The sequence below is a fragment of the Streptomyces sp. NPDC023573 genome (assembly GCF_055559735.1).
On sequence record NZ_JBVHKB010000001.1, the window covers coordinates 72557 to 84673 of the forward strand.

Here is a 12117-nt window from a genome sequence, read left to right on the forward strand (position 1 = left end):
AGATCGGGGGCCAGGGCATGAGCGGACGCTGCGGCCGTCCGTCGCCGCGCGGGACGGACCGTGCGCCGCGACCGCTCGGCCGCCGGTGAGGCGCTGGTGCGGGCATCGTTACCCGTCACTGGGAGGTTACGGACACCCATTTCGTCCGTACCGGTCCGCTTCGCGTCCTCAACTTCCCAACGGCCTGGGGCGCCGTTCGTCGTTCTACTCGCTGGACCGGGGCGCAGGGCAGCGGCCACAGTGGCGCCCATGACTTCGCTCGTACAGCACATCACCATCGACTGCGCCGACGCCTACGAACTGGCCCTCTTCTGGGCCGAGGTGCTCGGTTCGCCCGTGTCCGACGACGACGCGCCCGGTGATCCCGAGGCGCTCGTGGAGGCGCCCGGGGCGGCGCTGCTCTTCGTCACGGTGCCGGAACCCAAGGGCACCAAGAACCGGGTCCATCTCGATGTCCGGCCCGAGGCACGCACCCGTGACGAGGAGGTCGAACGGCTGCTCGCCCTCGGCGCCACCCTGGTCGCCGACCACCGCAAGCCGAACGGGCGGGGCTGGGCGACCCTGGCGGATCCGGAGGGCAACGAGTTCTGCGTGGAGTGCGGCGCGGCGGAGCGCGCGGCGCTGAGCGGGACCCGGCTGCCGGTCACCGCCGACGACGTGACGCTGGCGGTGCGGCTGACGGTCGACACCCTCGCGGGGTCGCCGAAGGCCGACTGGCGTGTCCCGGCGGGGTCGTTGGCGTGGGACTGCTGGGAGACCGTGGAGCATCTGAGCGACGACCTCTTCGCCTACGCCGTCCAGCTCGGTCCTCGCAGGCCCTCGCTGGAGAGCGAGGTCCCCTACCGCTGGGCGCCGGACCGCGAGGGCGGCCCCCGGAACTCGATCTTCGCGAACCCGGAGGCGGGGACCGCCGGGCTGCTCCAGACGCTGGAGGCCAGTGGCGCCCTCCTGACCGCGATGGTGCGGACGGCGTCTCCCGCTCTCCGTTCCTACCACTCGCACGGCGTCTCCGACCCGGAGGGCTTCGCCGCGATGGGCGTGGTCGAGACCCTGGTGCACACCCACGACGTCGCCGCCGGGCTGTCGCTCTCCTGGACCCCGCCCCGGGACCTCTGCGACCGGGTGCTGGCCCGGCTCTTCCCCGACGCCCCGGCCGACGACGACCGGTGGACCGTACTGCTGTGGTCCACCGGCCGTGCGGATCTGCCGGGCCGCGACCGCGTCACCTCCTGGAAGTGGCACGGCGCGCCGCTGGACCGGTGAGCTGCCCGCGCGTCGCTGAAGTGCCCGGACGCGACGGATACCGGCCACATCGAGGCCGATCGCAGCAGTCCGGAGGCGTCCGGGCGGAGTCCGCCGGTAGCGTCACGGTCATGGAACAGCAGACCGGCACCGCACTCACCGACCAGGCGCCGGCTGACCCGGCGGCCACCGAGGACGCACTGGCCACACAGCCCGTCGGGTACTGGTGCGGCCTGGCCCACTCGGCCGTCACCCGCCATGTGCGGGACGCCATGGCCAGGACCGACGTGACGCAGCCCCAGTACTGGGTGCTCAACCGGGTGCACGGCGGGTCCGCCGCGCCCACTCGCGAGGAGGTGGTCGCCCAGCTCACGCCCCTCGCCGACGGACCGCAGGACATCTCCAGGGCCGTCGACCAACTGCTCCACCGCGGCTGGCTCGGCGCGGACGGGCAACGGCTCGGCCTCACCGATGAGGGGGAGGCTGCCCGCGCGCGGCTGCGTGAGCTGGTGACCGCCCTGCGCGCGGAGGTCCACCGGGGCATCAGTGACGCGGAGTACGTGGCCGCGCTCAAGGTGCTGCGCGCCATGGTGGCCAACGTCGAGGGCTCGCGCCCCGTCTGAACGGCTCCCCCGTCCGGGAGGCGTCGTCGGCCCGGGCGCCCGCGGACGGCCCGGGCCGGCACCACGGTCTACCGGTGGGAGAACCACTTCGCCGCCGGGAGCAGCCTGCCGTTGTGGTCGAACACCGCCTGGTTCTCCCAGGCGTTGCCCGACGCCGGGTCGGCCGGGTCCCAGCCGCTGCCGGTGACCGCGGTCCAGGCCGGCTCCCAGTAGACGGCACCGAGTCCCCGGCCGTTCGGGACGGCCTCGACGACGTTCATGACGTCCCGGAGGTTCGCGGCCTGGCCGGCCGGGGTCGCCGGGTAGCCGGGGACCAGCTGGCCGGCGGTGGCGACGTTGTTCTCCAGGCCGTCGTCGTCCGCGAGGGTATGGGCGTAGGCGGTCTCGGCGACCATCACCGGCTTCCCGTAGCGGGAGGCGGCGTCGTCCAGGTTGGTCTGGAGTTCGGCCAGCGAGCCGTGCCAGTAGGCGTAGTACGAGAGGGCGATGACGTCGAAGGGCACCTTCTGCGCCACCGCGTTGTCGAACCACCAGCGGGTGCCCGCGTTGTCGCCGCCCTCGGCGAGGTGCAGGGCCACCTTCGTCGTGGAGGAGACCGCCTTGGCGGCGTTCGCCCCGGAGGTGAGGAGGCCGGCGAGCTGGGACCAGTTGTCCGTGGACCCCTCGGGCCAGAGCATCCCGCCGTTGATCTCGTTGCCGATCTGCACCATGTCGGCCGTGGTGCCCTGGGCCTTGAGCGCGTTCAGCACGTCGTACGTGTGGTTGTAGACGTCCGTACGGAGCCGGCCGTAGCCGTGCCCGGCCCAGGCCGCGGGCTTGTTCTGCTTGCCGGGGTCGGCCCAGGCGTCGGAGTAGTGGAAGTCGACGAGCGTCTTCATGCCGAGGGCCTTGGCGCGCTTGGCCATGGCCAGGACATGGGCCTTGTCGTTGTAGCCGTCGGCCGGGTCCACCCAGACCTTGAGGCGTACGTAGTTCATCCCGGAGCTCTTGAGGATGCTCATGGCGTCCCCGGCCCTGCCGCTCGCGTCGCTGTACGTCGCTCCGTGCGCCTCGTTCTTCGGGAGGGTGGAGAGGTCGCCGCCCCGGACACTCAGCCCGGTGGACCCGGGGGTGAAGCTGATGTCGTCGAAGTTGGCCCACTCCCCCGCGTGCGCGTCGGAGTTGAGGCTGATCGTGCAGGCGCCGCCGGTCACCTTCACGGAGGTGACCAGCCGGACCCAGTCGCCGTTCGCGGTCGGCGGCAGGTCGGTGCGCTGCTCGGCGGCGCCGCAGTTGCGCAGGGCGATGTAGGCGCTGTTCTGGCCGCCGCCGGAGCGGACCCAGGCGCTGAGCGTGTACGTGCCGTCGGTGAGGCCGCTCAGGTACTGGTAGGTCTCGACCTTGTACGCCGATGCCGACCAGTGGCTGAGCCGGGTGCTGCCGCCGTGGCCGCCCGCCTCGGTGAAGGAGGCGGCGTCCTGCCCGCCGGCCGAGTACGTCGACCAGCCGGTCGCGCCCGACTCGAAACCGGTGTTGACGGGAGTGGTGGCCGCGTGGGCGGCCTGGGCGGGGAGCGCGGCGAACACGAGGCCGGACAGTGCGGCCACCGTCCCGGCCGCTTTCGCGCGGGTGTGCGTCGTTCCGTACATCGTCGATGTCCCTTCGACCGTTGTGCGGGGTGAGCGGGGGTGGGCCTCAGCCGTCGAGCCGTACGGCGCGGACCGCCCCCGCCGGAACGGCGAGCTTGTCCACGGCGGGCTCGCCGGTGAGGAGTTCGGTGCCGGGGGCGTCCAGCGCCACGTCGGCGTCGGCGTCCGAGTGGTTGATCACGAAGAGGTAGCTGCCGGTGTCGCCGGTGCGGCGCACCACCTCGACGTCGTACGGGAGAGCGGTGCGGGGCTCGATGCCGGCGTCGGCGGCCGCACGGGCCAGGACGGTGTCCAGGGCGGGGCCGGAGAGCCGGGTGGAGAGGTACCAGGCGGTGCCCTCGCCGAGCTTGTTACGGGTGACGGCGGGGCGGCCGGCCGGGATGCCGTCGGCGTACGCCCAGACGGTCTCGGCGCCGCGCGGGATCACCACGTCCGACCACACGTCGCCGGTCAGCTCCGGGCCTTCGGGGGCGCCCTCGGGGGTGATGAGGCGGACGGTGCCGCCCTCGCCGAGCGGGGAGAACTCCTCGACGGTCAGGCCCAGCACGTCCCGGAGCGCGCCCGGGTAGGGGCCGGGGTGCACCGCGTCGTCGGTGTCGACGATGCCGGAGAAGTACGAGACGACGAGGGTGCCGCCCTGCTCGACGTACCGGCGCAGGTTGCGGCCGGTCTCCTCGGTGGCGAGGTAGAGGGCCGGGACGACGACGAGGGGGTAGCCGGAGAGGTCGGCGTCCGGGTGGGCGAAGTCGACGGTGAGGTGGCGGTCGTAGAGCGAGGCGTAGAAGGTGTCGGCCCGCTCGCGTGCGTCGTGCTCCTCGCTGGGGCGCCACTCCAGGCGCTGCGCCCACCAGGACTCCCAGTCCCAGAGCATCGCCACATCGGCGACGGTGCGGGAGCCCCGGATGCCCTCCAGCCGGCCCAGACCCGCGCCCAGCGCGCTCACCTCGCGCCACACCCGTGAGTCGGTGCCGGCGTGCGGGACCATCGCGGAGTGGAACTTCTCGGCGCCGCGCCGGGACTGCCGCCACTGGAAGAACATCGCGCCCTCGGATCCCCGGGCGACGTGGGCGAGGCTGTTGCGGGCCATCTCGCCGGGGCGCTTGGCGGGGTTGCGGGGCTGCCAGTTGACGCCGCTGGTGGAGTGCTCCAGGAGCAGCCAGGGGGCGCCGCCCGCGACCGAGCGGGTGAGGTCGGCGGCCATGGCCAGGTTGACGTGGGTGCGGCGGCCGTCGGTGATCAGGTAGTGGTCGTTGGTGACGAGGTCGACCTCGCGGCCCCAGGCCCAGTAGTCGACGGAGTCGCACTGGCTGAGGGCGGTCATGAAGTTGGTGGTGACGGGGATGCCGGGGGCGAGCCGGTGCAGGATGTCGCGTTCGGCGGTGAAGTTCTCCCGCATGGTGGCGTCGGCGAAGCGGGCGTAGTCCAGCTGCTGGGCGGGGTTGCCGACGGTCGGGGTCGTGCGGGGCGGGTCGATGTCGTCGAGGGTGCGGTAGCGCTGGCCCCAGAAGGCGGTGCCCCAGGCCTCGTTGACCGCGTCGACCGAGCCGTGCCGGGCAGTGAGCCAGCGGCGGAAGTGGGCGGCGCAGTTGTCGCAGTAGCAGGCGCTGACGGGGACGCCGTACTCGTTGTGGACGTGCCACATCGCGAGTGCGGGGTGGTTGGCGTAGCGGCGGGCGAGCTGCTCGGTGATGTTCGCCGCCGCCTCGCGGTAGGGAGCGGAGCTGTGGCAGATCGCGCCGCGTGACCCGAAGGCGAGGCGCACCCCGTCGCGGCTGAGCGGGAGCGCCTCGGGGTGGGCGCGGTAGAACCAGGCGGGCGGTGCGACGGTCGGCGTGCCGAGGTCGGCGCGGACGCCGTTGACGTGCAGCAGGTCCAGGAGCCGGTCGAGCCAGCCGAAGTCGTAGGTGCCCGGTTCGGGCTCCAGCAGCGCCCAGGAGAAGATCCCGACGCTGACCATGGTCACGCCGGCTTCCCGCATCAGCCGTACGTCCTCGTGCCAGACCTCTTCGGGCCACTGCTCGGGGTTGTAGTCGCCGCCGAAGGCCAGCTTGCGCAGACCGACCGGGTACGGCGTGTCTTCTGAGTGCGGCATGGACAGCTCCTGGCTCTTTCGGACAACTTCTGGGAACGTGCACACACACTCTCGGCGGCGCAGGGCCAACATAACCGCACAGCAACAACCATTGACAAGTGTCGGTTTCGTTTCTCTACTGTGAACGCTCACAGCGCCTTTCCGGCCGGCCCTCAGCGCCTGTTCATCTCGTCAGGGGAGAAACCATGAAGTACCGCACCGTCGCGGTGTCCACAGCCGCCGCACTCGCCGCCACCGCCCTGCTCTCCGGGTGCGGTTCGGACGACGGCGGTGACGAGCCGGCCTCCTCCGGGCCCGCGTCGCTGACCTACTGGGCGTGGGCGCCCGGCATGGACAAGGTCGCGGACATCTGGAACAAGGGCCCGGGCAAGGAGGCCGGCATCACCGTCACGGTGAAGAAGCAGGCGTCCGGCGACGACCTGGTCACCAAGATCATCACTGCGGCGAAGGCCCACAAGGCCCCCGATCTGGTCCAGGCCGAGTACCAGGCGCTCCCCACCCTGGTATCCAACGACGTCCTCGCCGACATATCCGAGGAGGCGGGCGACGCGAAGAGCGAGTTCGCCGACGGGATCTGGCAGCAGACGACGCTCGGCTCGGACGCCCTGTACGCCCTGCCGCAGGACTCCGGCCCGCTGATGTTCTACTACCGCGAGGATCTCTTCGAGCAGTACGGCCTGACCGTGCCCACCACCTGGGACGAGTTCGCCGAGACCGCCCGCGCCCTGAAGAAGAAGGCACCGGACAAGGACCTCACCACGTTCTCGTCCAACGACTCGGGCCTCTTCGCGGGTCTCGCCCAGCAGGCGGGCGCCAAGTGGTGGACGACCGGCGGCGACAAGTGGAAGGTCGCCATCGACGATCCGGCCACGCAGAAGGTCGCCGACTTCTGGGGCGGCCTGGTCGAGGAGGGGGCCATCGACAACCAGCCGATGTACACCCCGGCCTGGAACAAGGCGCTCAACACCGGCAAGCAGGTCGCCTGGGTCAGCGCCGTCTGGGCGCCCGGCACCCTGACCACGGCGGCGCCCGAGACGAAGGGCAAGTGGGCCATGGCCCCGCTCCCCCAGTGGAAGGCCGGCGAGAACGTCACCGGCAGCTGGGGCGGCTCCTCCACGGCGGTCACCAACGACTCGAAGGACAAGAAGGCCGCCGCGGCCTTCGCGAAGTGGCTGAACACCGACCCCACCGCCCTCGCCGCACTGGTGAAGGAGGGCGGCATCTACCCCGCCGCGACGGCCGCCCAGACCGGCGGCGCGCTCTCGAAGGCGCCGGACTACTTCTCGAACCAGCCCGGCTTCTACACCGAGGCCGCCGAGATCGCCCAGGGCACCGCCCCGGCCGCCTGGGGCCCGAACGTCAACGTCGCGTACAGCGCCTTCAAGGACAACTTCGCCGCGGCTGCCAAGAACACGTCGGACTTCGGTGCCGCGCTGTCCGCCATGCAGGACGCCACCGTCGCAGACCTGAAGAAGCAGGGCTTCGGAGTCTCGGAGTGACTCGCACACCCCGCGGAAAGGCGTACGGGGTCAAGAGCGCCCCGTACGCCTTCCTGGTCCCCGCCACCGTCCTGTTCCTGCTCTTCTTCGCCCTGCCCATCGGCTACGCCGTGTACCTCAGCTTCCGCCGCACCGAGGTCAAGGGGCTCGGTCTCGGCAAGGGCGCCCGCGACGAGATCTGGGCCGGGCTCTCCAACTACACCGACGCCCTCTCCGACTCGGAGCTGCTGCACGGAGCGCTGCGCATCCTCGGCTACGGCGCGATCGTCGTCCCGGTGATGCTCGGTCTCGCCCTGCTGTTCGCCCTGCTGCTGGACACCGACGGACTGCGGCTGCGCGGTTTCACCAGGCTGGCGATCTTCCTGCCGTACGCGATCCCCGGAGTCATCGCGGCGCTGATGTGGGGCTTCCTCTACCTGCCCGACGTCAGCCCCTTCCTGTACGTGCTCGACGCGATGGGACTGCCTCGGCCCGATCTGCTGGACGGCGGGCCGCTGTACCTCTCGTTGGCCAACATCGCGGTGTGGGGCGGTACCGGCTTCAACATGATCGTGATCTACACCTCGCTGCGGGCGATCCCCGCCGAGATCTTCGAGGCCGCACGGCTCGACGGCTGCTCGCAGCTCCAGATCGCACTGCGGATCAAGATCCCGATGGTGGCGCCGTCCCTGATCCTGACCTTCTTCTTCTCGATCATCGCGACGCTCCAGGTCTTCAGCGAGCCCACCACCCTGAAGCCGCTCACCAACTCGCTGTCCACCACCTGGAGTCCGCTGATGAAGGTCTACCAGGACGCCTTCGTCAACAACGACATCCACGCGGCGGCGGCCCAGGCGGTCATCATCGCCCTCGCCACACTCGCCCTGTCCTTCGGCTTCCTCAGGGCGGCCAACTCCCGTACGAAGCAGGGAGACTCCCGATGAGTAACCGGTCCCTCGCCGCGCCCGGCCGCCGGCGCCTCCCGCTCGTCCCCACGGCCGCGCTGCTGCTCGGCGCCGTGTACTGCCTGCTGCCCGTCGTCTGGGTGCTGGTGGCCTCGACGAAGTCCGGCAGCGAGCTGTTCTCGACCTTCACCTTCCTGCCCGGCTCCGGGTTCACCGACAACGTCGCCGACCTCACGGAGTACCGCGACGGGGTCTACTGGACGTGGATGGCCAACTCGGCCTTCTACGCCGGGGTGGGCGCCCTGCTGTCCACGGCGGTGTCCGCGGTCTCGGGGTACGCGCTGGCTGTGTACCGCTTCCGCGGCAAGGAGACGGTCTTCAACATCCTGCTCGCCGGGGTGCTGATGCCTCCGGTGATCCTGGCCGTGCCGCAGTACCTGCTGCTGGCCGAGGCCGATCTGACCGACTCCTACCTCTCGGTCCTGCTGCCGCTGATCCTCTCCCCGTACGGCGTCTACCTGGCCCGCATCTACGCGTCCGCCGCCGTGCCGGCCGATGTGATCGAGGCCGGGCGCATGGACGGGGGCGGCGAGTGGCGGATCTTCCGGACCATCGCGCTGCCGATGATGCTGCCGGGGCTGGTGACGGTGTTCCTGTTCCAGTTCGTGGCGGTCTGGAACAACTTCCTGCTGCCCTACATCATGCTCGGCGACGACGAGAAGTTCCCGGTGACCCTGGGGCTCTACACGCTGCTCCAGCAGGGCGCCAACACCCCGGCGCTCTACACGCTGGTCATCACGGGCGCGCTGCTGGCGATCATCCCGCTGATCGCCCTGTTCCTGGTGATCCAGCGGTTCTGGAGCCTGGACCTGCTCTCCGGCGCCGTAAAGTCCTGACTGCTCCTCAACAGGGCGACCTTTGATGAAAGATCATGCAACATGAGCCGCACAGAACAGAACGGCGCGGGACGCCGCAGGCCGCCGACGATCCACGACGTCGCCCGGGAGGCCGGGGTCTCCCGGGGCACGGTCTCCCGGGTGCTCAACGGCGGTCACAACGTCAGCCCGGCCGCGCTCGACGCGGTTCAGTCCGCCATCCGGCGGACCGGCTACACCGTGAACCGGCATGCCCGGTCCCTGATCACCGGACGATCCGACTCGGTGGCGTTCCTGCTGACCGAGCCCCAGGAGCGCTTCTTCGAGGACCCGAACTTCAACGTGCTGCTGCGCGGCTGCACCACCGCGCTCGCCGCGCACGACATCCCGCTGCTCCTGATGATCGCGGGCACGGAGGCGGAACGGCGCCGCAACATGCGTTACATCGCCGGGCACGTGGACGGGGTGCTGCTGGTCTCCAGCCACTCCGGCGACCCGGTCGCCGCCCAGCTGCACGAGGCCGGCGTACCCCTGGTGGCCTGCGGGAAGCCGCTCGGGCAGGGGTCGCGGGTCAGCTATGTGGCCGCCGACGACCGGCACGGCGCCCGGGACATGGTGCGCTTCCTGTACGGGTCGGGGCGCCGCCGGATCGCCACGGTCACCGGGCCCCTGGACACCCCGGGCGGGGTGGACCGGCTGGCGGGTTACCGGGAGACGCTCACGGAGTGCGGGCTTCCGGTCGACGAGGCCCTGATCGTGCCGGGCGACTACAGCCGGGCGGGCGGTGAGGCGGCGGCCGCGCTGCTGCTGGAGCGGGCGCCCGACGTGGACGCGGTGTTCGTCGCGTCGGACCTGATGGCACAGGGGGTGCTGACCACGCTGGAGCGGGCCGGCCGGCGTGTGCCGCAGGACATCGCGGTCGGCGGTTTCGACGACTCACCCGCGGCGCTCGCGGCGCGCCCGGAGCTGACGACGGTCCGCCAGCCGTGGGACCGGATCAGCGCCGAGATGGTGCGGGTCCTGCTGGCACAGATCGGCGGGGAGAACCCGGCCGCGGTCATCCTCCCCACCGAACTGGTGCGCCGGGACTCGGCGTAGCGGGCGGGCGGAACCGGGATAGGGGCGTCCGGACTGCGAGCCCGGGGCCCGGGGCCGCGTGCGCGGGGCTGGGCTGAGCTGGGGCGGGGTGTGCAGGGGCGGGGCTGGGGCGGCGTGTGCAGGGGCGGGAAAATCTGGTGCACCCGGCGTCGGCCAACCCGTCCTTCGGGGACGAGGACGACGAGGACTTCAGGACCCGGGAGGCCTCGTTGTCCCGGCTCCTCCTGGACTACGACCGGGAGTGCGCCGCCTCCGACGAGGTCATCGCCGCGCACGACCTGGGTGAGGCCGGCCGTAACCGGAAGTTCAGCGCCGGTCCGGCCTCGCTGCGCTGGATGGTGCTCCACATGATCGAGGAGACGGCCCGCCACGCGGGCCACCTCGACACGATCCGCGAGCTCCTCGACGGGGAGACCGGTTACTGATGAACCGGTCCGCATTGCGGCCGGCGGATCAGACGGCGTCCAGCGCCGGGTAGTCGGTGTAACCCTTCGCGTCGCCGCCGAAGAAGGTCTTCGGGTCAGGGGTGTTGAAGGGGCCGCCGGCCTTCAGGCGGGCCGGCAGGTCCGGGTTGGCGAGGAACAGGGCGCCGTAGGAGATGATGTCGGCGATCCCGTCGTCGATCACCGTGTGGTGCCCGGGGCCCGTCGGCCCTTCGGAGAAGACGTTGAGGACGAGAGCCCCCGTGAACTGCTTGCGCAGTGCGAGCGTCAGCTCACGGCCGTCCGCCTGCTCCAGCACATGCAGGTACGCCAGTGCGAGCGGCTCCAATTCGGCGACGAGCGCCGTGTAGACGGCGTCCGGCTCGGGCTCGTCGATGCCGTTGTAGGGGTTTCCGGGCGAGATGCGGATCGCGGTCCGCTGGGCGCCGATCTCGGCGACGACCGCCTTGACCACCTCGACGGCGAAGCGGATACGGGCGGCGTCGGAGCCGCCCCACTCGTCGGTGCGCAGGTTGGTGTTGGGCGCCAGGAACTGCTGGATCAGGTATCCGTTGGCTCCGTGCAGCTCGACGCCGTCGAAGCCGGCCTCCACCGCGTTACGGGAGGCCGTGACGAAGTCGCCGATGGTCGCGCGGATCTCCGCGTCGGTGAGCTCGTGCGGCTCGACGAAGTCCTTCGGGCCCGCCTGGGTGTGGACCTGGCCGGGGGCGGCGACCGGGGAGGGTGCCACGGGGATCAGCCCGTCCGGCAGCAGGACGGGGTGGCCGATCCGGCCCGCGTGCATGATCTGGGCGAAGATCCGGCCGCCCGCCGAGTGGACGGAGTCGGTGACCTTGCGCCACGAGGCGACCTGCTCGGCGCTGTGCAGACCGGGGGTCGAGGGGTAGCCCTGGCCCACCACGGAGGGCTGGACACCCTCGGTGATGATCAGTCCGGCCGAGGCGCGCTGGGTGTAGTACTCGACGGTGAGGTCGGTGGCGGTGCCTCCCTCCCCGGCCCGGCTGCGCTTCATGGGGGCGAGGGCGATGCGGTTGGACAGCTGGGTGCCGGAGAGGTCGACGGGGTCGAACACGGTGGTCACGGGAAGCCTCCGAAGTATTTACATGGTCGGCCAACTAAGTGGGCGTCCGGTCACTGTAACCCATTAATTGGCCGACCAAGGTAAAGTTCACGAGGACGTCATGAACCCCGGCACCGACCGGGCCGCGACACCGCCCCGAGGAGCCTCGATGAAGGACGACAGCACCGCCCCCGCCGATGACGCCTGCGCCGGCGCGCTGCCGAGCGCCGCCCTCGGCGGCCCGGTCAGCCATGCCGTGTCCCGGGTCGCCCGGCTGCACAGGATCACGGCGGGCCGCATGCTCAAGGGGCTCGGGCTCTACCCGGGCCAGGAGTTCCTGATGATGCACCTGTGGGACACCGGTGCGGTCCGCCAGGCCGAGCTGATCAAGGCCGTGGACCTCGACCCGTCCACCGTCACCAAGATGCTCCAGCGCCTCGAACAGGCCGGGCACGTACGCCGTCGCCCCGACCCGGACGACCGGCGGGCCGTCCTGGTCGAGGCGACGGAGGAGAGCTGCGCCCTGCACGACGAGGTGCGAAGTGCCTGGTCGGGCCTGGAGGCGCACACCCTCGCGGGGCTGGGCCCGGCCGAGCGCGCGGAGCTGGCCCGGCTGCTCGCCAAGGTGGAGGAGAACCTCTGCCGGGAGACCGGGGAGTGCCCCGCGCAGTAG

General features: G+C 71.3%; 11 protein-coding genes. 8 read left to right on the forward strand and 3 right to left on the reverse strand.

Annotated elements, in window-relative coordinates; all coding sequences use genetic code 11:
• Nucleotides 1–249: 249 nt before the first annotated feature.
• Complete coding sequence (locus ACZ32T_RS00385) at nucleotides 250–1263, forward strand: VOC family protein (RefSeq protein WP_467364634.1); 1014 nt, start codon at nucleotides 250–252, stop codon at nucleotides 1261–1263.
• A gap of 110 nt (nucleotides 1264–1373) precedes the next feature.
• On the forward strand, nucleotides 1374–1865 hold the full coding sequence (locus ACZ32T_RS00390) for a MarR family winged helix-turn-helix transcriptional regulator (RefSeq protein ID WP_467364636.1): 492 nt from the start codon (nucleotides 1374–1376) through the stop codon (nucleotides 1863–1865).
• Between the two features lie 68 nt (nucleotides 1866–1933).
• On the opposite strand, the gene ACZ32T_RS00395 is transcribed toward ACZ32T_RS00390, so the two are convergent.
• Both ACZ32T_RS00395 and ACZ32T_RS00400 read right to left on the reverse strand, forming a co-directional pair.
• Nucleotides 1934–3493: a glycoside hydrolase family 53 protein gene (locus ACZ32T_RS00395; protein ID WP_467364638.1), complete on the reverse strand. Its 1560-nt coding sequence runs from the start codon at nucleotides 3491–3493 to the stop codon at nucleotides 1934–1936.
• Nucleotides 3494–3539: 46 nt separating this feature from the next.
• A complete protein-coding gene (locus ACZ32T_RS00400; protein WP_467364640.1) occupies nucleotides 3540–5585 on the reverse strand; it encodes a beta-galactosidase in 2046 nt (681 codons plus the stop codon).
• Nucleotides 5586–5770: 185 nt separating this feature from the next.
• Between ACZ32T_RS00400 and ACZ32T_RS00405 the strand changes: the two genes are divergently transcribed.
• The 5 genes from ACZ32T_RS00405 (at nucleotide 5771) to ACZ32T_RS00425 (ending at nucleotide 10366) form a co-directional block, all read left to right on the forward strand.
• Nucleotides 5771–7084 (forward strand): ABC transporter substrate-binding protein, encoded by a 1314-nt coding sequence (locus ACZ32T_RS00405; protein ID WP_467267507.1) that lies wholly within the window; start codon nucleotides 5771–5773, stop codon nucleotides 7082–7084.
• Entirely contained in the window at nucleotides 7081–8007 is a 927-nt protein-coding gene (locus ACZ32T_RS00410; protein WP_467267505.1) for a carbohydrate ABC transporter permease, read from the forward strand. The genes ACZ32T_RS00405 and ACZ32T_RS00410 overlap by 4 nt, the downstream gene beginning before the upstream one ends.
• The gene (locus ACZ32T_RS00415; protein ID WP_467267504.1) at nucleotides 8004–8864 is read left to right on the forward strand and encodes a carbohydrate ABC transporter permease; all 861 of its coding nucleotides are present in this window, start codon (nucleotides 8004–8006) and stop codon (nucleotides 8862–8864) included. The genes ACZ32T_RS00410 and ACZ32T_RS00415 overlap by 4 nt, the downstream gene beginning before the upstream one ends.
• 42 nt (nucleotides 8865–8906) lie before the next feature.
• Nucleotides 8907–9941 (forward strand): LacI family DNA-binding transcriptional regulator, encoded by a 1035-nt coding sequence (locus ACZ32T_RS00420; protein WP_467267502.1) that lies wholly within the window; start codon nucleotides 8907–8909, stop codon nucleotides 9939–9941.
• A 137-nt stretch (nucleotides 9942–10078) separates the two neighbouring features.
• A complete protein-coding gene (locus ACZ32T_RS00425; RefSeq protein WP_467267500.1) occupies nucleotides 10079–10366 on the forward strand; it encodes a mycothiol transferase in 288 nt (95 codons plus the stop codon).
• Nucleotides 10367–10394: 28 nt separating this feature from the next.
• Here ACZ32T_RS00425 and ACZ32T_RS00430 read toward each other — a convergent pair whose 3' ends face one another.
• Entirely contained in the window at nucleotides 10395–11465 is a 1071-nt protein-coding gene (locus ACZ32T_RS00430; RefSeq protein ID WP_467364642.1) for an alkene reductase, read from the reverse strand.
• 148 nt (nucleotides 11466–11613) lie between these two features.
• On the opposite strand from ACZ32T_RS00430, the gene ACZ32T_RS00435 reads away from it, so the two are divergent.
• The gene (locus ACZ32T_RS00435; RefSeq protein WP_467267496.1) at nucleotides 11614–12117 is read left to right on the forward strand and encodes a MarR family winged helix-turn-helix transcriptional regulator; all 504 of its coding nucleotides are present in this window, start codon (nucleotides 11614–11616) and stop codon (nucleotides 12115–12117) included.

Bases quoted from the DNA above. Each gene is read 5' to 3' on its own strand.
- ACZ32T_RS00385 (WP_467364634.1), top strand. From the start codon at position 250: ATGACTTCGCTCGTACAGCACATCACCATCGACTGCGCCGACGCCTAC.
- ACZ32T_RS00390 (WP_467364636.1), top strand. From the start codon at position 1,374: ATGGAACAGCAGACCGGCACCGCACTCACCGACCAGGCGCCGGCTGAC.
- ACZ32T_RS00395 (WP_467364638.1), bottom strand. From the start codon at position 3,493: ATGTACGGAACGACGCACACCCGCGCGAAAGCGGCCGGGACGGTGGCC.
- ACZ32T_RS00400 (WP_467364640.1), bottom strand. From the start codon at position 5,585: ATGCCGCACTCAGAAGACACGCCGTACCCGGTCGGTCTGCGCAAGCTG.
- ACZ32T_RS00405 (WP_467267507.1), top strand. From the start codon at position 5,771: ATGAAGTACCGCACCGTCGCGGTGTCCACAGCCGCCGCACTCGCCGCC.
- ACZ32T_RS00415 (WP_467267504.1), top strand. From the start codon at position 8,004: ATGAGTAACCGGTCCCTCGCCGCGCCCGGCCGCCGGCGCCTCCCGCTC.
- ACZ32T_RS00420 (WP_467267502.1), top strand. From the start codon at position 8,907: ATGAGCCGCACAGAACAGAACGGCGCGGGACGCCGCAGGCCGCCGACG.
- ACZ32T_RS00435 (WP_467267496.1), top strand. From the start codon at position 11,614: ATGAAGGACGACAGCACCGCCCCCGCCGATGACGCCTGCGCCGGCGCG.